Origin of the sequence: Vibrio campbellii CAIM 519 = NBRC 15631 = ATCC 25920 (assembly GCF_002163755.1) — a bacterium.
Taxonomy (GTDB): domain Bacteria; phylum Pseudomonadota; class Gammaproteobacteria; order Enterobacterales; family Vibrionaceae; genus Vibrio; species Vibrio campbellii.
The window spans coordinates 64,625-84,508 of the sequence record NZ_CP015863.1; the positions used below are offsets into that span (position 1 = coordinate 64,625).

The window sequence follows — 19,884 nt, forward strand, 5'->3', positions numbered from 1 at the left end:
TAACTTATAGACGGATTGGCATCACCACATACATTGCACTGTTGTCGTCTGCGTTTTCAATCAACGCACTGGCGTTGGCATCCGACATCGACACACGCACGTTGTCGCAACGCAGGGTATTAAGTACATCAAGCACGTAGCTTACGTTGAAGCCGATCTCGATAGCGTCACCTTCAAAGGTCACGTCGAGCATTTCTTCCGCTTCTTCTTGCTCTGGGTTGTTAGCAGTAATGCGCATTTCACTGCCCGCAAGATTTACACGAACACCACGGAATTTTTCGTTAGAAAGAATCGCGGCACGTGAGAAAGCCTGACGCAGTTCATCACAACCGGTTTCCAACGTTTTGTTGGTACTTTGTGGCAATACGCGGCGATAGTCAGGGAAACGACCATCAACAAGCTTAGAAGTGAAAATAAAGTTGTTCACTTCTGCACGCACATTTGAGCTACCGATTTGTAGTACAACAGGTTGCTCTGGTGCGTCCATCAGTTTAACCAACTCTTGTACACCTTTACGTGGCACGATGATTTGCTTCTGTGCAAAATCCGCACCGAGCTGAGTTTGAGATACCGCCATACGGTGGCCATCGGTTGCCACACTGCGTAGCGTCGTACCGTCGATTTCAAACAACATGCCGTTTAGGTAGTAACGAACGTCTTGGTTCGCCATTGAGAATTGCGTTTTTTCGATCAGCGTACGCAGATCAGACTGAGTCAGTGAAACTTCCACTTCACTCTGCCAATCTTCGATGTTCGGGAAATCGTTCGCTGGAAGTGTTGCCAATGAGAAACGGCTACGGCCAGAACGAACTTGCACGCGATCGCCTTCTAGTACGAAGGTGATGATAGAGTCATCCGGCAAACCACGACAGATATCAAGAAACTTACGAGAAGGAACGGTAATGCTGCCCGCTTCGAAATCCCCTTCTAGAGTCACTTTGCTCACCAATTCCACTTCCAAATCGGTCGCGGTCATGGATAACACGTTCTCTTCTACTTTAAGCAGTAGGTTACCCAGAATTGGTAGGGTTGGTCGGCCACCTAGTGCGCCCGAAACCTGTTGTAGCGGTTTGATTAAATGACTACGTTCAATGGTAAATTTCATGCTTGGCTCTTTACGCTGTCAGCTCAATTAATGATTTGCTTAGAATACTGTCATTCTAACCGATTACGAAGACAGGGTGCGAATCAAGTTAGAGTAATCTTCTTTAATATCGTGGCTCTCTTCACGCAGCTGCTCAATCTTGCGACATGCATGCAGTACCGTGGTGTGGTCACGACCACCAAACGCATCACCAATTTCTGGCAAGCTGTGATTGGTCAACTCTTTTGCCAACGCCATCGCCAACTGACGAGGACGAGCAACCGAGCGAGAGCGGCGTTTAGATAGTAGGTCAGCAACCTTAATCTTGTAATATTCAGCGACTGTCTTTTGAATGTTATCGATCGTTACGAGCTTCTCTTGTAGAGCAAGCAGATCGCGCAGCGCTTCACGAACAAAATCAATCGTAATTGGACGACCAGTGAAGTTTGCGTTTGCGATTACGCGGTTCAGTGCACCTTCCAGTTCACGAACGTTAGAGCGTAGGCGCTTAGCAATAAAGAACGCCACTTCATCCGCTAAGTGGATTTGGTGGTCTTCCGCTTTCTTCATCAAGATCGCCACACGAGTTTCTAACTCAGGCGGCTCGATCGCGACGGTTAGACCCCAACCGAAACGTGATTTCAGACGATCTTCTACACCGCTGATCTCTTTTGGATAACGGTCAGATGTCAGGATGATCTGTTGGTTACCTTCTAATAGTGCATTGAAGGTATGGAAGAATTCTTCTTGTGAGCGCTCTTTATTAGCAAAGAATTGGATGTCATCGATAAGTAGCGCATCAACACTGCGGTAGTAGCGTTTGAATTCTTCAATCGCGTTGTTTTGCAGTGCTTTCACCATATCTTGCACAAAACGCTCAGAGTGCATGTACACCACTTTTGCGTTGGGATTGTTATCCACAATCGCGTTACCTACTGCGTGCAAAAGGTGGGTTTTACCCAAACCTGTACCACCGTATAAGAATAGTGGGTTATAGGCTGCGCCTGGGTTATCCGAAACTTGACGAGCAGCAGCAAGACCCAATTGGTTCGACTTACCTTCTACGAAGTTGTTGAACTTGTGTTTTGGGTTCACGTTTGAACGGTGGTTGATGTCAGCGATCGCTTGCGCGTCGTCATCCCACGTTTTATGCACAGGCTTACGTGCTTGCAGTTGAGCAGGCGCTGAAGATTCTGCAGCCACGTCTGCCGGCGTACGTGTCGGTGCCGGTTTTGGTGCTGCAACTGGGCGACTGCCCACTTCAAAGCGCAGGCTAGGTACGTCGTTACCGCAGTATTCTTGCAGTAAACGATTGATGCTGTTCAGGTACTTGTCGCGAACCCAATCCAACACGAAGCGGTTAGGTGCGAACAGAGTGAGAGTATTGTCATTGAGCTCCGCTTGTAACGGACGAACCCACATGCTGAATTCTGTAGCTGGTAGCTCTTCTTGAAGCTGCTGCAAACATTGCAACCAAAGCGAAGATGACACGGTGCCCCCACTGAGTATTTGAATTATCGGAAAAGACTGGCAATTTTACCTGTTGATAACCAAGATCGCCAGCAATTGATCGACGATCCAGTGAATAAGATCTAAGTTATTCACAATATTTTCGCTCAACTTAGAGAGATCAACACATCTTGCCCCAAATTTGCCCACACAACGATCCACATTTGGGCAAAATAGGCCAGATCGAGCGATTGGTGATAACTCTGTGTATGAATTTCTGTTCACTGATATTTTTCGATCGTCATTTCCACTCTTTTCGATCGTTTTTTCATCATTTATTGCTAATTTTTGCTTACTCTCTATACCAAATACGATCTTATTACTCTCAGGACTAGGTTATTGCACTTGGTTATTTATTTAATTGAGCTAACTGACAGTAGTATTTCCAACCATAAAAGTATGGAGATGTATTATGAAAAACTGGATTAAGGTTGCCGTTGCAGCCATCGCTTTGTCTGCCGCGACCGTTCAAGCGGCAGTCGACACTGCCGCTACTGAAGTAAAAGTAGGTATGTCTGGCCGTTACTTCCCATTCACCTTTGTGAAGCAAGATAAGCTGCAAGGCTTTGAAGTGGATATGTGGGATGAGATCGGTAAACGTAACGATTACAAGATCGAATACGTCACAGCGAACTTTTCTGGTTTATTTGGCCTACTAGAAACGGGCCGTATTGATACCATCTCGAACCAGATCACCATGACAGATGCGCGTAAGTCGAAATACCTATTTGCTGACCCATACGTAGTAGACGGTGCGCAAATTACCGTGCGTAAAGGCAATGACAGCATCCAAGGTGTCGAAGATCTAGCAGGCAAAACCGTTGCAGTTAACCTAGGCTCTAACTTTGAGCAGTTGCTTCGCAGCTACGACAAAGACGGTAAGATCAACATCAAGACTTACGATACAGGTATTGAACATGATGTGGCACTAGGTCGTGCTGATGCCTTCATCATGGACCGTTTGTCTGCTCTAGAACTGATTAAAAAGACAGGTCTACCGTTACAACTTGCGGGCGAACCATTTGAGACGATTCAAAACGCTTGGCCATTCGTTGATAACGAAAAAGGTCGTAAGTTACAGGCAGAAGTGAATAAAGCGCTTGAAGAGATGCGTGCCGACGGAACAGTAGAGAAGATTTCAGTGAAATGGTTTGGTGCCGACATCACGAAGTAAAACTTCTCTTCTTTTAGGACGCAGGGCTTTATCTCGCGTCCTTTTTTAACTCAATGACAAGGTGGAACTTCGTATTCCACCTTTTCTTTTCTCAAGGTAAGTCGTATGGGATTTGATTTTAATTACATGCTGGAGCTGCTACCGATACTGCTCAAGTATCTTGGCACAACCATGGAAATGGCCACATGGGGATTGGTCTTTTCACTGATTCTAGCCGTTATTTTAGCGAACATTCGCGTATTTAAGCTGCCAGTTCTCGACCAATTGAGCCAACTTTACATCAGCTTCTTCCGTGGTACTCCGCTTTTGGTACAACTGTTTTTGCTCTACTACGGCTTACCACAAATCTTCCCATTCATGGTGGGTATTGATGCCTTTTCCGCGGCAGTGATTGGCTTAACGCTCCACTTTGCCGCTTATATGGCAGAGAGTATTCGTGCCGCCATCATTGGTATCGATCGCAGTCAGATGGAAGCGAGCTTGTCAGTAGGGATGACAACACCTCAAGCAATGCGTCGGGTGATTTTGCCACAAGCAACGCGCGTCGCACTGCCTTCTCTTATGAACTATTTCATCGATATGATTAAGTCCACCTCCCTCGCCTTCACGCTTGGAGTGGCTGAAATCATGGCTAAAGCGCAAATGGAAGCCTCTTCTAGCTTCCGCTTCTTTGAAGCTTTCCTTGCCGTTGCTCTGATTTACTGGGGTGTGGTGGTGATTCTGACTCGAGTACAAATTTGGGCAGAGGCGAAATTGAATAAGGCGTACGTACGATGATCAAATTAGAAAATATCCACAAACGCTTTGGCGAAACAGAAGTCCTCAAAGGTATTGATCTCGATATCAAGCAAGGTGAGATCATCGTTATTATTGGCTCAAGTGGTACGGGTAAATCGACCCTATTGCGCACCGTTAACTTCTTAGAGCAAGCGGATGAAGGTCGCATTACCATTGATGACATTTCGGTCGATACACAAAAACATACCAAAGCCGAAGTATTGGCTTTACGCCGCCGAACTGGGTTTGTTTTCCAAAACTATGCCCTATTTGCTCATATGAACGCGCGTCAGAACATCGCTGAAGGCTTGATCACGGTACGCGGTTGGAAAAAAGAAGATGCTCTCAAGCGTGCTCAAGAAATTCTGGATGACATCGGTCTTGGCGATAAAGGAGAAAGTTATCCAGCGGCTCTGTCTGGTGGACAACAACAACGTGTGGGTATCGGCCGAGCGATGGCATTGCAACCGGAACTGCTGCTTTTTGATGAGCCAACGTCTGCGCTGGATCCGGAATGGGTCGGAGAAGTTCTCTCATTAATGAAGAAGTTAGCCAATCAACATCAGACCATGTTGGTTGTTACACACGAGATGCAATTTGCCAAAGAAGTGGCTGACAGAGTGATCTTTATGGCCGAAGGTAACATCGTTGAACAAGGTTCTCCACAAGATATCTTCGATAATCCACAAGATCTTCGTTTGAAAAAATTCCTTAACCAAGTGGGAATAGAGTAAAGATCAAGCATCAAGATCAATCGATCCTTGAGATTTTACTCACACTACGTATAATCGCCCGGCCGGAATTTCGTGCTCATGAGTCATTGACACATTATGTGAGTGTGATTACAATTCCGCCTCTTTGTTGAGAGGCGTCGGTTGTTCTTCTTTAATAAAGAGCTTCTTTGTATAAAGAAAGCAAAATGCCCACGCCGGGTTTAACAAGAACCTAAAACTACTGATCAGTAAAGGTAATTATCATGAAACGCACTTTTCAACCTACAGTTCTAAAGCGCAAGCGTACTCACGGCTTCCGTGCTCGCATGGCAACTAAGAACGGTCGTAAAGTTATCAACGCACGTCGTGCAAAAGGCCGTGCGCGCCTATCAAAATAATCGCTAGTTTATTTTGAACACGTACGCGTTTAATCGGGAGTTACGCTTGTTAACTCCCGAGCATTATCAAAACGTCTTCCAGCAAGCTCATCGAGCTGGCTCGCCTCATTTCACCATCATTGCTCGCAATAACAAACTTTCTCACCCACGATTAGGTTTAGCTGTTCCGAAAAAGCAAATCAAAACTGCTGTCGGTCGTAACCGTTTTAAGCGTTTGGCTCGTGAAAGCTTTCGTAACAATCAACATCAGCTTCCAAATAAAGATTTTGTTGTGATCGCGAAGAAAAGCGCGCAAGATTTAAGCAATGAGGAATTATTTAAGTTGTTTGATAAGCTATGGCATCGCCTGTCTCGCCCTTCACGTGGATAGCCATTGGGCTCGTTAATCTTTATCGCTGGTTTATCAGCCCTCTGATTGGTCCTCGCTGCCGGTTCACACCAACTTGTTCCACTTACGCGCTAGAAGCTTTGAGAGCTCACGGTTTTGTAAAAGGATGTTGGTTATCAGGCAAACGTCTATTAAAATGCCACCCTTTGAATGAAGGGGGGTATGACCCCGTTCCACCAGTCCAAAAACAAGACAGAGATAACTAACGATGGATTCTCAACGTAATATCCTGCTCATTGCTCTGGCACTGGTTTCTTTCTTGCTGTTCCAACAGTGGCAAGTCGCAAAGAACCCAGCACCTCAAGCAGTTGAACAGGCTCAATCAAGCAGTACTCTACCTGCACCATCTTTTGCTGACGAGCTAGACCCAGTTCCTGGTCAACAGCAAGCTTCTGCAAAAACTATCACAGTAACGACTGATGTTTTAACTCTGTCGATCGACACCGTTGGTGGCGATGTGGTACATGCCGACCTAAACAAATACTCTGCTGAACTTGATTCATCAGACCCATTCGTTCTGCTAAAAGACACTAAAGGTCACCAGTTCATCGCGCAAAGCGGTCTAGTGGGCCCTCAAGGTATCGACCTAAGCAGCACTAACCGCCCTCACTACAACGTGAGCGCAGACAGCTTTACTCTAGCTGACGGTCAAGACGAACTACGCGTTCCAATGACATTCACTGCGAACGGTATCGAATACATCAAGACTTACGTATTCAAACGTGGCAGCTACGCGCTAAACGTAGAATACGATGTCGTGAACAACTCTGGTAACAACGCAACATTTGGTATGTACGCTCACTTGCGTCAAAACCTAATGGACGCTGGTGGTAGCATCACAATGCCTACTTACCTCGGCGGTGCTTACTCAACAGAAGACGTTCGCTACAAGAAATACAGCTTTGAAGACATGCAGGATCGTAACCTGTCTATCAACCTAGCAGATGGCCAAGGTTGGGCGGCAATGATCCAACACTACTTCGCTGCAGCTTGGATCCCACGCAACGAACCAGGTACTAACCTGTACACTCGCGTAATTGGTAACCTAGGTGATATCGGCGTACGTATGCCAAACAAAACTATCGCAACGGGCGACCAAGCGAAGTTTGAAGCAACACTATGGGTTGGTCCTAAGCTACAAAACGAAATGGCAGCAGTAGCAGAAAATCTAGACCTAGTAGTGGACTACGGCTGGCTATGGTTCATCGCTAAACCACTTCACTCACTGCTTGCTTTCATCCAAAGCTTCGTGGGTAACTGGGGGGTGGCTATCATCTGCTTGACCTTCATCGTTCGTGGTGCAATGTACCCACTAACGAAAGCGCAATACACGTCTATGGCGAAAATGCGTATGCTACAGCCTAAGCTGCAAGCAATGCGTGAGCGCATCGGTGATGACCGTCAGCGCATGAGCCAAGAGATGATGGAACTGTACAAGAAAGAGAAAGTTAACCCACTGGGTGGCTGTCTACCTCTTATCCTACAGATGCCTATCTTCATCGCACTATACTGGGCACTAATGGAGTCGGTTGAGCTACGTCACTCTCCATTCTTCGGTTGGATTCATGACCTTTCAGCGCAGGACCCTTACTACATCCTGCCTCTACTGATGGGTGCGTCAATGTTCCTAATCCAGAAGATGAGCCCAACAACAGTAACGGATCCAATGCAGCAGAAGATCATGACCTTTATGCCGGTTATGTTTACCTTCTTCTTCTTGTTCTTCCCATCAGGCCTAGTTCTATACTGGTTGGTGTCGAACATCGTTACGCTTATCCAGCAAACTTTGATTTACAAAGCACTGGAGAAAAAAGGCTTACACACTAAGTAACCTTGATAGAAAAGCATAAGAAAGGCGGCCAAAAGGTCGCCTTTTTGTTTTTGGCTGATTACAATTCAGCTAATTAATTGGTTCTGGCTCCCTAGGGGTGTAACCCTATAGCCCAGCTCAAAAGGCAAGATTATGACTACAGATACGATTGTCGCTCAGGCTACCGCACCCGGTCGTGGTGGTGTCGGCATTATTCGTGTTTCTGGCCCTAAGGCCAATCAAGTGGCGCTAGAAGTCACAGGTAAGACGCTAAAGCCTCGCTACGCAGAGTATCTGCCATTCCAAGCGGAAGACGGCACAGTGCTAGACCAAGGCATTGCCCTGTACTTCCCTAACCCACACTCGTTTACAGGCGAAGACGTACTTGAACTGCAAGGTCATGGTGGCCCTGTTGTAATGGATATGCTGATTAAGCGTATCTTGGGTATTGACGGTGTGCGTGCCGCTCGACCAGGTGAGTTCTCAGAACGCGCTTTCCTAAACGACAAGATGGACCTCACTCAAGCAGAAGCGATTGCCGACCTGATTGATGCCAGCTCAGAAGAAGCGGCAAAATCAGCACTACAATCACTGCAAGGTCAGTTCTCACAACGCATCCAAACGCTGGTGGAGTCTCTGATCCACTTACGTATCTACGTGGAAGCGGCAATTGACTTCCCAGAAGAAGAAATCGACTTTTTGGCCGATGGTAAAGTATCTGGTGACCTACAAGCGATCATCGATAACCTCGATGCGGTACGTAAAGAAGCCAACCAAGGTGCGATCATGCGTGAAGGCATGAAAGTCGTGATTGCTGGCCGTCCTAATGCGGGTAAATCTAGCCTTCTGAATGCCCTATCTGGCAAAGAATCCGCTATCGTTACCGATATCGCCGGTACCACTCGTGATGTATTGCGTGAACACATCCATATCGATGGTATGCCTTTACACATCATCGATACCGCTGGTCTGCGTGATGCTTCTGATGAAGTAGAGAAAATCGGGATAGAGCGTGCATGGGATGAAATCGCCCAAGCAGACCGTGTTCTGTTTATGGTAGATGGCACCACAACCGACGCAACGGATCCAAAAGACATTTGGCCAGACTTCGTTGATCGCTTGCCAAACAGTATTGGCATGACGGTGATCCGTAACAAAGCGGATCAAACAGGTGAAGAAATGGGGATCTGCCATGTAAACGATCCGACTCTGATTCGCCTTTCTGCAAAAACAGGCGCAGGTATGGATGCTTTGCGTACTCACTTAAAAGAGTGTATGGGCTTCTCAGGCAATACGGAAGGCGGCTTTATGGCTCGTCGTCGTCACCTAGATGCGCTAGAACGTGCTGCTCAACATCTTCAAATCGGCCAAGAACAGCTTGAAGGCTATATGGCTGGCGAAATCTTGGCAGAAGAGCTGCGCATTACTCAGCAGCACTTGAATGAGATTACCGGAGAGTTCAGCTCTGATGACCTCCTCGGCCGAATCTTCTCCTCATTCTGTATCGGTAAATAATCAAAACACGCGGTGTTAAGCATAGGTTTAACACCGCGTTTCTTTTTGTACTGGCGCTAATAACACGTTGGCGTCAGTGAGGCTCAATAAAGGAAGACACATGATCCACATTATTACAGGCAGTACGTTAGGTGGCGCAGAATACGTTGGTGATCACCTAAGTGATCTACTCAATGAGAACGGTTTTGAAACAACGATCCACAACCAGCCGGAGTTGTCTGCGATCGAAAACCAAGGCACTTGGTTGGTGATCACTTCAACTCACGGCGCAGGTGAATACCCAGATAACATTCAGCCTTTCATTGCTGCATTACAAAACACATCGCCTAAGATGGCAGACGTAAAGTTTGCTGTGATAGCGATTGGTGACTCAAGTTACGATACGTTCTGTGCTGCAGGCCAACATGCTTACGACCTGTTAGAAGACATTGGCGCAACGCCAATCACAGACTGCTTGAAGATTGATGTACTTAGCCACGACGTACCTGAAGACGCAGCAGAAGTGTGGTTAAAGGAAAATCTGGCTCGCTTTTCTGCTTAATTTCTCTATAACAGAGTCGCATTGCGGCTCTGTTTCTCCCCATTGTGAATAACTCCCCTCAAAAAATCTTGTTCAACCGCTCAAAAAACGCCCAAACCATCTGTGGATAAGTCAGGTAAGATCCAGTGATTTTCCTTTAGTTATCCAAAGAACAACTTAGATCTTTTTTTACCCCTGTGTATAAAACCTCATTTTGATCTCAGGAAATCCTCGATCTGATCAAGCCATGATCACAAGATATGATCCAAAGAAGATCCATGATCTTGTTGATCATTTTCTAGTTATCCACAGAAACGTGCGATCCTAATAATAGATCCAATAAAAGATCATATATATAGATCTTATATATATAGTCTTAGGGACTAAAATTTGAAAAGCGAGAAAACGATTCTCTCTCACACAGAAAAAAGGTAAAATACCGCTCTTTTTTATCTGTTCATTAAATCCTTTGAATACCTGAGGTCAGTTCATGCTTTATCACGAAAACTTTGACGTCATTGTTGTCGGTGGCGGACACGCAGGAACGGAAGCCGCGCTCGCATCTGCACGCACAGGACAAAAAACACTCCTCCTTACCCATAACATCGATACATTAGGCCAGATGTCTTGTAATCCGGCGATTGGTGGTATCGGTAAAGGTCACTTAGTAAAAGAAGTGGATGCTATGGGCGGTCTGATGGCTGAAGCCATTGACCATGCGGGTATTCAATTCCGAACACTGAACGCCTCTAAAGGTCCAGCGGTTCGAGCAACACGTGCTCAAGCTGACCGTGCATTGTACAAAGCGTACGTACGCAACGTGCTAGAAAACGCACCAAACTTAACTCTGTTCCAACAATCGGTTGATGATCTGATTGTGGACCAAGATCGTGTGGTTGGCGTCGTAACGCAAATGGGCCTGAAATTCCACGCCAAAGCGGTGGTATTAACCGTAGGTACTTTCCTTGGCGGAAAGCTCCATATCGGTATGGAAAGCTCTTCAGGTGGTCGCGCTGGGGATCCACCATCGATCGCACTGGCGGATCGACTACGTGAACTGCCATTCCGTGTCGATCGGTTGAAAACAGGTACACCACCACGTATCGATGCACGCAGCGTGGATTTCTCAGTGTTGGAAGCACAACACGGTGATAACCCAACACCTGTATTCTCATTCATGGGCAAACGTGAGCATCAGCCGCGTCAAATCCCATGTTTTATTACTCACACCAATGAGCAAACTCATGATGTGATCCGCAACAACCTTGATCGTAGCCCAATGTACGCAGGCGTGATCGAAGGTATTGGCCCGCGCTACTGTCCTTCTATCGAAGACAAAGTGATGCGCTTTGCGGACAAGAACAGTCACCAAATCTTCATTGAGCCAGAAGGCCTAACCACGCACGAGTTATACCCTAACGGTATTTCCACCAGCTTGCCGTTTGACGTGCAAGTGCAAATCGTTCGTTCAATGAAAGGTTTTGAGAACGCACACATCGTTCGTCCAGGTTACGCGATCGAGTACGATTTCTTCGACCCACGTGATTTGAAGCAAACCTACGAGACCAAGTTCATCAGTGGTCTGTTCTTTGCTGGTCAAATCAACGGTACGACTGGCTACGAAGAAGCTGCAGCACAAGGTTTGATGGCAGGCTTGAACGCAAGTTTGCACAGTCAAGGCAAAGAAGGCTGGAGCCCACGTCGTGACCAAGCTTACATGGGCGTGTTAATCGATGATTTGTCGACCATGGGTACCAAAGAGCCATACCGTATGTTCACTTCTCGTGCGGAATACCGTTTGTTGCTTCGTGAAGATAACGCCGATCTACGTTTGACGGAAAAAGCGCGTGAACTTGGTTTGATTGATGATGCTCGTTGGGCACGTTTCAACGAGAAAATCGAGAACATGGAAACCGAGCGCCAACGTCTAAAATCGACATGGATGAACCCGAATTCTGTGGGTATCGATGAGCTGAACAAGCTCTTGAAAACACCAATGGCTCGTGAAGCAAGTGGTGAAGATCTTTTGCGTCGCCCTGAGATCTCATACTCAGATCTCACTCAGCTTGATGCATTTGCACCAGCTCTGGAAGATCAGCAAGCGTCAGAGCAAGTTGAGATTCAAGTGAAGTACGATGGCTACATCAAGCGCCAGCAAGAAGAGATAGAAAAATCGCTGCGTCATGAGCACACTAAGCTCCCTGCAGACTTGGATTACAAAGACGTGAAAGGTCTGTCTAACGAAGTCGTTGCTAAGCTGACAGAAGCCAAACCAGAAAGCATTGGTATTGCTTCTCGTATCTCAGGTATCACGCCGGCAGCGATCTCTATTCTGCTTGTTCACCTGAAGAAGCACGGTTTGCTGAAAAAAGGCGAGGAAGAGTAATGAGTGCTTTACGTACCAGATTAGACGAGCTGATCGCGCAAACCGATTTGCAAGTGTCTGAAAAACAACGTGAGCAGTTGGTCGGTTACGTCGAACTGCTCGACAAGTGGAACAAAGCTTACAACCTAACGTCGGTTCGTGACCCACTTGAGATGCTAGTGAAACATATCCTTGATAGCATCGTCGTTAGCACTCACTTACCAGGTGAGCGTTTTATCGATGTTGGCACAGGACCAGGTTTGCCAGGTATTCCATTGGCAATCATGAATCCAGAGAAAACCTTCTTCTTGCTCGATAGCCTTGGCAAACGCATCCGCTTTATCAAGCAAGTTGTGCACACGCTAGGGCTGAAAAATGTGACGGCAATTCAAAGTCGCGTCGAAGAATTCCAGCCGGAAGAAAAATTTGATGGCGTTTTGAGCCGAGCTTTTGCTTCAATGACGGACATGGTGGAATGGTGTCATCATCTGCCTAAACAAGATTCCGGGGTGTTCTTAGCTTTGAAAGGGCTTCACCCTAAAGATGAAATAGATCTGCTTCCTGAATGGTGTAGTGTGACAGAGATCATATCTTTAGCTGTTCCTGAGTTGGAAGGTGATCGTCATCTAGTAATCTTATCGCGCAAGGAAAATTAGCGAGGTAATCGTGGGTAAAATTGTGCAATCGCCAACCAGAAAGGTGGGGTCGGCAAAACAACAACGTGCATTAACTTAGCAGCTTCGATGGCGGCAACAAAGCGCAAGGTTTTGGTGATCGATCTCGACCCTCAAGGCAACGCTACGATGGCCAGTGGCGTCGACAAATATATGGTCGACGCAACGGCGTATGATCTTCTGGTTGAAGATACCCCGTTTGATCAGGTGGTTTGTACCGAAACCACAGGGAAATACGATCTGATTGCAGCGAACGGAGACGTTACCGCTGCAGAAATCAAATTGATGGAAGTGTTCGCGCGTGAGGTGCGTCTGAAAAACGCCCTTGCGTCAGTTCGCGACAACTATGATTTCATCTTTATTGATTGTCCTCCTTCTCTAAACCTTCTTACAATCAATGCTATGGCCGCAGCCGACTCTGTGCTGGTGCCGATGCAATGTGAATACTTTGCGCTAGAAGGTTTAACTGCTCTTATGGATACAATCAGCAAGTTAGCGGCCGTGGTCAATGAGAACCTCAAAATCGAAGGTTTACTACGTACCATGTACGATCCACGTAACCGCCTGTCTAATGAAGTATCCGATCAACTTAAAAAACACTTTGGTAGTAAAGTTTACCGTACTGTGATCCCACGTAATGTGCGTTTGGCCGAAGCGCCGAGCCACGGTAAACCAGCCATGTACTATGACAAGTACTCTGCTGGCGCCAAAGCGTATCTTGCTTTAGCGGGCGAAATGCTCCGCCGCGAAGAAATCCCAGTTTAACTCTAACCTAAGGAATTCCTCCTATGTCTAAGCGTGGTCTAGGAAAAGGACTGGATGCGTTGTTGTCGACCAGTTCGTTAGCTCGTGAAAAACAGCACATTGCATCGCACAGCCAAGCATTGTCGGCTGACGGTGAACTGACGGATTTGGCGATTGGTCAATTGCAGCCGGGTGTTTACCAACCGCGTAAAGATATGGCGCCAGAAGCGCTAGAAGAACTGGCAGCTTCGATTCAATCACAAGGCATCATCCAGCCGATCGTGGTTCGCCAAGTTGCGGGTGGTCAGTTTGAAATCATCGCTGGTGAACGCCGTTGGCGCGCTGCAAAACAGGCTGGTCTTAAACGTGTGCCTTGTTTAGTGAAAAAGGTCGAAGACCGTGCAGCGATAGCAATGGCACTGATCGAAAACATTCAACGTGAAGATTTGAATGTGATTGAAGAAGCGCAAGCGCTTGAGCGCCTGCAGGATGAATTCACGCTGACGCATCAGCAAGTGGCCGATGTGATTGGCAAATCAAGAACCACAGTAAGTAACCTATTACGTCTAAATCAGTTGGAAATTGATGTAAAGGGTCTGGTTGCAGATAAAAAATTAGAAATGGGTCATGCTCGAGCTCTGTTAGCGCTAGAAGGTGAACAGCAAGTCGAAGTGGCTCAACAGGTGGCTAAGAAGCAAATGACGGTTCGACAAACCGAACAGTTAGTAAAAAAGTGCTTAGCCCCACAAAATGAGCAAAAAGCTCAACAAGAAGATACCGAAGCGGAGCAAATGTCGCATAAATTGAGTCAACTGCTTGATGCCAAGGTTTCTTTGGTCCGTTCTGCAAACGGCAAAGCGAAAGTGACGATAAGTCTTGATGAGCCTCACAAATTGAATCAACTGATTGCCAAGCTAGAGGCCTAGATGAGATAATTGATTTAGGTCAATTAATCAAAATAATCGAATTTTGTGTGAAAGTTGTCGGATTGTAAACAAAACTGTAAGTTTTTGATGCAATATAATTGCATTCAATTGTTCTCACCGTATAATTTTCGCCAATTTCCCTGCACAGAGAGTTTAGTGCAAAGTGGATATTACTAGAGGTACGAATACATGGTAGCTGCGTTAGCTAGACCAGGACGAGAGCTCGCAAAGCAATTGTTAATGATCCAGTCTGGCGCGGTTATTTTTGTGGCTGCAGGAATGGCGATGGCCGTGAATCCTGAATGGGGAATTTCAGCGCTGGTTGGTGGGGGCATTTTTGTTGTTGCCAATGCTGTCTTTGCGCTATGTGCTTTTATGTTTAGTGGGGCTCGTGCTGCCAAGCGCATCGCGGCGTCCTTCTACACAGGTGAAGTTCTGAAAATCCTCATCACGGTTGTGTTGTTCTACGTAGCCTACATGTATATGCAGGTGGAACTTGTTCCCCTCAAACTAACCTATTTGCTGGTACTAGGTATTAATATCTGTGCACCAGTGCTATTCATTAACAACAAAAAATAGGATGAGTTATGGCTGCGCCAGGTGAAGCGCTAACATCGTCCGGTTACATTGCCCACCACTTATCAAACCTATCTTTAGCTAAGTTAGGCTTGGTAGCGGATGAAGCAAGTTTCTGGAACGTACATATCGATAGCCTGTTTTTTTCTTGGTTTACTGGTTTAATCTTCCTCGGAATTTTTTACAAAGTAGCAAAGAGAACAACAGCGGGTGTACCGGGTAAGCTTCAGTGTGCTGTAGAAATGATCGTTGAATTTGTCGCGGAAAACGTCAAAGACACGTTCCATGGACGCAACCCACTGATCGCGCCTTTAGCACTGACTATCTTTTGTTGGGTATTTTTGATGAACGTGATGGACTTAGTTCCGATCGACTTCTTACCGTACCCAGCAGAGCATTGGCTAGGTATCCCTTATCTTAAGGTTGTACCGTCTGCTGATGTGAATATCACCATGGCTATGGCTCTAGGCGTTTTCGCATTGATGATCTACTACAGCATCAAAGTGAAAGGTCTAGGTGGATTCGCAAAAGAACTTGCACTACATCCATTCAATCACCCACTGATGATTCCGTTTAACCTACTGATTGAAGTGGTATCGCTACTAGCGAAGCCTCTATCACTTGGTATGCGTCTATTCGGTAACATGTTCGCGGGTGAGGTTGTATTCATTCTTTGTGCGGCAATGCTACCATGGTACTTGCAATGGATGGGTTCACTACCGTGGGCAATCTTCCATATCTTGGTTATTACGATTCAAGCCTTCGTATTTATGATGTTGACAATTGTTTACCTGTCAATGGCACACGAAGATTCTGATCATTAATTTTTTAAGCTTTTTATTTGGGCACATAAGCCAACAACTATAAATTGGAGATAGTAATGGAAACTTTACTGAGCTTTTCTGCAATCGCCGTAGGTATTATCGTCGGTCTTGCTTCTCTTGGTACAGCGATTGGTTTCGCACTACTAGGTGGTAAATTCCTAGAAGGTGCAGCACGTCAACCAGAAATGGCTCCTATGCTACAAGTTAAGATGTTCATCATCGCAGGTCTACTTGATGCGGTTCCAATGATCGGTATCGTAATCGCGCTACTATTCACATTCGCAAACCCATTCGTTGGTCAACTAGGTTAATCACCTTTAACTCGGGACGAGCTCAGGCTTGTCACTGATTAACACTAAGTCCAAATAGAGGGGTAGCTGTTGTGAACATAAACGCAACTCTGCTAGGTCAAGCAATCTCGTTCGCACTATTTGTGTGGTTCTGCATGAAGTATGTATGGCCACCGTTGATGCAAGCGATCGAAGAGCGTCAGAAGAAAATTGCTGATGGTCTTCAAGCAGCGGAACGTGCTGCAAAAGACTTGGATCTAGCACAAGCCAACGCTTCTGATCAGTTGAAAGAAGCGAAGCGCACAGCAACTGAGATCATCGATCAAGCGAACAAGCGTAAGTCTCAAATTATTGACGAAGCTCGCGAGGAAGCTCAGGCAGAACGCCAGAAAATCCTAGCGCAAGCAGAAGCAGAACTTGAAGCTGAACGCAATCGTGCACGCGATGAGCTGCGCAAACAAGTTGCTACTCTGGCTGTAGCTGGTGCTGAGAAAATCCTTGAGCGTTCTATCGATAAAGACGCTCAGAAAGATATTCTCGACAACATTACTGCAAAACTTTAAGTCTGGGGGCGCATATGTCTGATTTGACTACAATCGCACGCCCCTATGCTAAAGCAGCCTTCGACTTTGCTGTAGACAAAGACCAGTTGGACCAATGGGGCCAAATGTTGTCTTTTGCTGCTGAAGTCGCTAAAAACGAGCAAATGAGCGAACTTCTAACGGGTTCGGTTTCTGCTGACAAAATGGCAGAGATTTTTGTTGCAGTTTGCGGCGAACAAGTTGATACGCACGGCCAAAACCTGATTAAGGTAATGGCTGAGAATGGTCGTCTAACGGCCCTTCCTGATGTTTGTGAACAATTCTTCCTATTGAAGAAAGAGCATGAGAAAGAAATTGATGTTGAAGTGATTTCAGCAAGCGAACTTTCTGATGAACAACTTGCAAACATTGGCAGCAAACTTGAAGTGCGTCTAGAACGCAAAGTGAAGCTGAATTGCAGTGTAGATGAGACCCTACTTGGTGGGGTTATTATTCGAGCCGGAGACCTAGTCATCGATGACTCAGCGCGTGGTCGTTTGAACCGCCTGAGCGATGCATTGCAGTCTTAATGGGGATTGGAGCATGCAACTTAATTCCACGGAAATTAGCGATCTGATCAAACAACGTATCGAATCTTTCGACGTTGTTAGTGAAGCTCGCAACGAGGGTACTATCGTATCGGTAAGCGATGGTATCATCCGCATCCACGGCCTAGCGGACGTGATGCAAGGTGAAATGATTGAATTACCGGGTGGCCGTTATGCACTAGCACTTAACCTTGAGCGTGACTCGGTTGGTGCGGTAGTAATGGGCCCATATGCTGACCTTAAGGAAGGCATGAAAGTTACAGGTACTGGCCGCATTCTTGAAGTGCCAGTTGGTCCAGAACTTCTAGGTCGCGTAGTGAACACACTAGGTGAGCCTATCGATGGTAAAGGTCCAATCGAAGCTAAATTGACTTCGCCTGTAGAAGTAATCGCACCAGGTGTAATCGACCGTAAATCGGTAGACCAACCTGTGCAAACTGGTTACAAATCAGTTGACTCAATGATCCCAATCGGTCGTGGTCAGCGTGAGCTTGTAATCGGTGACCGTCAAACTGGTAAAACAGCAATGGCGATCGATGCGATTATCAACCAGAAAGACTCTGGTATTTTCTCAATCTACGTAGCAATCGGTCAGAAAGCATCGACTATCGCTAACGTAGTTCGCAAACTAGAAGAGCACGGCGCGCTAGCTAACACTATCGTTGTTGTTGCATCTGCTTCTGAATCTGCAGCGCTACAATACCTAGCGCCATACGCAGGTTGTGCGATGGGTGAATACTTCCGCGATCGCGGTGAAGACGCACTGATTGTTTACGATGATCTATCTAAGCAAGCGGTAGCTTACCGTCAGATCTCTCTACTACTAAAACGTCCACCAGGCCGTGAGGCATTCCCAGGTGACGTATTCTACTTACACTCGCGTCTACTAGAGCGTGCAGCTCGTGTAAACGAAGAGTACGTAGAGCGTTTCACTAACGGTGAAGTGAAAGGTAAGACTGGTTCTTTGACTGCTCTTCCTATCATCGAAACTCAAGCAGGTGACGTTTCAGCATTCGTACCGACTAACGTAATCTCGATTACCGATGGTCAGATCTTCCTACAAACTGAGCTATTTAACGCAGGTGTACGCCCAGCCGTTGACCCAGGTATCTCAGTATCTCGTGTAGGTGGTTCAGCTCAGACTAAAATCATCAAGAAGCTATCTGGCGGTATCCGTACTGCACTAGCTCAGTACCGTGAACTAGCGGCATTTGCACAGTTCTCGTCTGACCTTGATGAAGCGACGAAGAAACAGCTAGACCACGGTCAAAAAGTTACAGAACTAATGAAGCAGAAGCAGTACGCTCCAATGTCTGTATTTGACCAAGCACTAGTAATCTTCGCGGCAGAGCGCGGCTATTTAGCAGATGTTGAACTAAACAAACTGCTAGATTTCGAAGCGGCTCTACTATCGTACGCTCGCGGTCAATACGCTGAATTTGCAGCTGAGATCGACAAGACGGGTGCATACAACGATGAAGTTGAAGCTCAGTTGAAGAAACTGACTGACGACTTCGTAGCAACCCAAACTTGGTAATTAGGTCGGTGGCAGTTTCTGCCACCAACTAACGGAGAGTAACGATGGCCGGCGCAAAAGAGATACGTAATAAAATCGGTAGTGTTAAAAGCACGCAGAAAATTACGAAAGCGATGGAAATGGTAGCAGCTTCAAAAATGCGTCGTTCTCAAGACGCAATGGAAGCTTCTCGTCCATACGCTGAAACAATGCGTAAAGTGATCGGTCATGTGGCTAACGCAAACCTAGAGTACCGTCATCCGTACCTAGAAGAGCGTGAAGCTAAACGTGTTGGTTACATCATCGTTTCGACAGACCGTGGTCTGTGTGGTGGCTTGAACATTAATGTGTTCAAGAAAGCCGTTACAGACATGCAATCATGGAAAGAGAAAGGTGCTGAAGTTGAGCTAGCTGTAATTGGCTCAAAAGCAACAGCTTTCTTTAGAAATGGTGGCGCAAAAGTTGCGGCACAGGTTTCTGGTCTGGGTGATAACCCAAGCCTAGAAGACCTAATCGGTTCTGTTGGCGTAATGCTTAAGAAATACGATGAAGGTGAACTGGACCGTCTATATGTAGTGTTCAACAAATTTGTGAACACTATGGTTCAGCAACCAACGATCGATCAATTGCTACCTTTGCCTAAATCGGACAGCGAAGAGATGCAGCGTGAGCACTCATGGGACTACATCTATGAGCCTGAGCCAAAACCTCTATTGGACACACTTCTAGTGCGTTACGTAGAGTCTCAGGTATACCAAGGTGTGGTAGAGAACCTTGCTTGTGAGCAAGCGGCTCGAATGATTGCGATGAAGGCTGCAACGGATAACGCAACCAACTTGATTGAAGATTTAGAACTTGTGTACAACAAAGCCCGTCAGGCTGCGATCACACAAGAACTATCAGAAATCGTTGGTGGTGCATCTGCGGTTTAAGCTTAGGTAAAACGAAATAG

22 protein-coding genes are annotated in these 19,884 nt (G+C 46.4%); 20 read left to right on the top strand and 2 right to left on the bottom strand.

Annotated elements, in window-relative coordinates:
* Nucleotides 1–4: 4 nt before the first annotated feature.
* Together dnaN and dnaA are read right to left on the bottom strand one after the other, a co-directional pair.
* The gene (gene dnaN, locus A8140_RS00320; protein WP_005532852.1) at nucleotides 5–1,105 is read right to left on the bottom strand and encodes a DNA polymerase III subunit beta; all 1,101 of its coding nucleotides are present in this window, start codon (nucleotides 1,103–1,105) and stop codon (nucleotides 5–7) included.
* Between the two features lie 63 nt (nucleotides 1,106–1,168).
* Complete coding sequence (dnaA, locus tag A8140_RS00325; protein ID WP_005532851.1) at nucleotides 1,169–2,575, bottom strand: chromosomal replication initiator protein DnaA; 1,407 nt, start codon at nucleotides 2,573–2,575, stop codon at nucleotides 1,169–1,171.
* A 430-nt stretch (nucleotides 2,576–3,005) separates the two neighbouring features.
* On the opposite strand from dnaA, the gene A8140_RS00335 reads away from it, so the two are divergent.
* From A8140_RS00335 to atpG, 20 genes are all read left to right on the top strand, one after another.
* Complete coding sequence (locus A8140_RS00335) at nucleotides 3,006–3,767, top strand: amino acid ABC transporter substrate-binding protein (protein ID WP_005532850.1); 762 nt, start codon at nucleotides 3,006–3,008, stop codon at nucleotides 3,765–3,767.
* A 105-nt stretch (nucleotides 3,768–3,872) separates the two neighbouring features.
* Complete coding sequence (locus A8140_RS00340; protein WP_005440833.1) at nucleotides 3,873–4,544, top strand: amino acid ABC transporter permease; 672 nt, start codon at nucleotides 3,873–3,875, stop codon at nucleotides 4,542–4,544.
* Nucleotides 4,541–5,278 (top strand): amino acid ABC transporter ATP-binding protein, encoded by a 738-nt coding sequence (locus A8140_RS00345; RefSeq protein WP_005532849.1) that lies wholly within the window; start codon nucleotides 4,541–4,543, stop codon nucleotides 5,276–5,278. The genes A8140_RS00340 and A8140_RS00345 overlap by 4 nt, the downstream gene beginning before the upstream one ends.
* A 242-nt stretch (nucleotides 5,279–5,520) precedes the next feature.
* Complete coding sequence (gene rpmH / locus A8140_RS00350; protein ID WP_005378825.1) at nucleotides 5,521–5,655, top strand: 50S ribosomal protein L34; 135 nt, start codon at nucleotides 5,521–5,523, stop codon at nucleotides 5,653–5,655.
* Between the two features lie 46 nt (nucleotides 5,656–5,701).
* Nucleotides 5,702–6,025 (top strand): ribonuclease P protein component, encoded by a 324-nt coding sequence (gene rnpA / locus A8140_RS00355; RefSeq protein WP_009699098.1) that lies wholly within the window; start codon nucleotides 5,702–5,704, stop codon nucleotides 6,023–6,025.
* Nucleotides 5,992–6,249, top strand: a complete 258-nt coding sequence (gene yidD / locus A8140_RS00360) for a membrane protein insertion efficiency factor YidD (RefSeq protein ID WP_005451046.1) — start codon at nucleotides 5,992–5,994, stop codon at nucleotides 6,247–6,249. Before rnpA ends, yidD begins: the two co-directional genes overlap by 34 nt.
* 2 nt (nucleotides 6,250–6,251) lie before the next feature.
* On the top strand, nucleotides 6,252–7,874 hold the full coding sequence (yidC, locus tag A8140_RS00365) for a membrane protein insertase YidC (protein WP_005532848.1): 1,623 nt from the start codon (nucleotides 6,252–6,254) through the stop codon (nucleotides 7,872–7,874).
* A 132-nt stretch (nucleotides 7,875–8,006) separates the two neighbouring features.
* Nucleotides 8,007–9,368 (top strand): tRNA uridine-5-carboxymethylaminomethyl(34) synthesis GTPase MnmE, encoded by a 1,362-nt coding sequence (mnmE, locus tag A8140_RS00370; RefSeq protein WP_005532847.1) that lies wholly within the window; start codon nucleotides 8,007–8,009, stop codon nucleotides 9,366–9,368.
* Between the two features lie 100 nt (nucleotides 9,369–9,468).
* Nucleotides 9,469–9,909 (top strand): FMN-binding protein MioC, encoded by a 441-nt coding sequence (gene mioC, locus A8140_RS00375; RefSeq protein ID WP_005532846.1) that lies wholly within the window; start codon nucleotides 9,469–9,471, stop codon nucleotides 9,907–9,909.
* A gap of 469 nt (nucleotides 9,910–10,378) precedes the next feature.
* The gene (mnmG, locus tag A8140_RS00380) at nucleotides 10,379–12,274 is read left to right on the top strand and encodes a tRNA uridine-5-carboxymethylaminomethyl(34) synthesis enzyme MnmG (protein ID WP_005532845.1); all 1,896 of its coding nucleotides are present in this window, start codon (nucleotides 10,379–10,381) and stop codon (nucleotides 12,272–12,274) included.
* Nucleotides 12,274–12,909: a 16S rRNA (guanine(527)-N(7))-methyltransferase RsmG gene (rsmG, locus tag A8140_RS00385; protein WP_005532843.1), complete on the top strand. Its 636-nt coding sequence runs from the start codon at nucleotides 12,274–12,276 to the stop codon at nucleotides 12,907–12,909. The genes mnmG and rsmG overlap by 1 nt, the downstream gene beginning before the upstream one ends.
* A 27-nt stretch (nucleotides 12,910–12,936) precedes the next feature.
* Nucleotides 12,937–13,692, top strand: a complete 756-nt coding sequence (locus A8140_RS00390; protein ID WP_033000241.1) for a ParA family protein — start codon at nucleotides 12,937–12,939, stop codon at nucleotides 13,690–13,692.
* Nucleotides 13,693–13,715: 23 nt separating this feature from the next.
* Nucleotides 13,716–14,597 (top strand): ParB/RepB/Spo0J family partition protein, encoded by an 882-nt coding sequence (locus A8140_RS00395; RefSeq protein ID WP_012126658.1) that lies wholly within the window; start codon nucleotides 13,716–13,718, stop codon nucleotides 14,595–14,597.
* A 189-nt stretch (nucleotides 14,598–14,786) separates the two neighbouring features.
* Nucleotides 14,787–15,176 (top strand): F0F1 ATP synthase subunit I, encoded by a 390-nt coding sequence (locus tag A8140_RS00400; RefSeq protein WP_005532841.1) that lies wholly within the window; start codon nucleotides 14,787–14,789, stop codon nucleotides 15,174–15,176.
* An 8-nt stretch (nucleotides 15,177–15,184) separates the two neighbouring features.
* The gene (gene atpB / locus A8140_RS00405) at nucleotides 15,185–15,997 is read left to right on the top strand and encodes a F0F1 ATP synthase subunit A (RefSeq protein ID WP_005429781.1); all 813 of its coding nucleotides are present in this window, start codon (nucleotides 15,185–15,187) and stop codon (nucleotides 15,995–15,997) included.
* Between the two features lie 56 nt (nucleotides 15,998–16,053).
* Nucleotides 16,054–16,308, top strand: a complete 255-nt coding sequence (gene atpE, locus A8140_RS00410; RefSeq protein WP_002540812.1) for a F0F1 ATP synthase subunit C — start codon at nucleotides 16,054–16,056, stop codon at nucleotides 16,306–16,308.
* A 71-nt stretch (nucleotides 16,309–16,379) separates the two neighbouring features.
* Nucleotides 16,380–16,850, top strand: coding sequence for a F0F1 ATP synthase subunit B (gene atpF, locus A8140_RS00415; RefSeq protein WP_005429802.1), 471 nt, complete (start codon nucleotides 16,380–16,382; stop codon nucleotides 16,848–16,850).
* Between the two features lie 14 nt (nucleotides 16,851–16,864).
* Entirely contained in the window at nucleotides 16,865–17,398 is a 534-nt protein-coding gene (atpH, locus tag A8140_RS00420) for a F0F1 ATP synthase subunit delta (RefSeq protein WP_005429777.1), read from the top strand.
* A 13-nt stretch (nucleotides 17,399–17,411) separates the two neighbouring features.
* A complete protein-coding gene (atpA, locus tag A8140_RS00425) occupies nucleotides 17,412–18,953 on the top strand; it encodes a F0F1 ATP synthase subunit alpha (protein ID WP_005532840.1) in 1,542 nt (513 codons plus the stop codon).
* Between the two features lie 44 nt (nucleotides 18,954–18,997).
* Entirely contained in the window at nucleotides 18,998–19,864 is an 867-nt protein-coding gene (atpG, locus tag A8140_RS00430; RefSeq protein ID WP_005429827.1) for a F0F1 ATP synthase subunit gamma, read from the top strand.
* Nucleotides 19,865–19,884 lie beyond the last annotated feature (20 nt).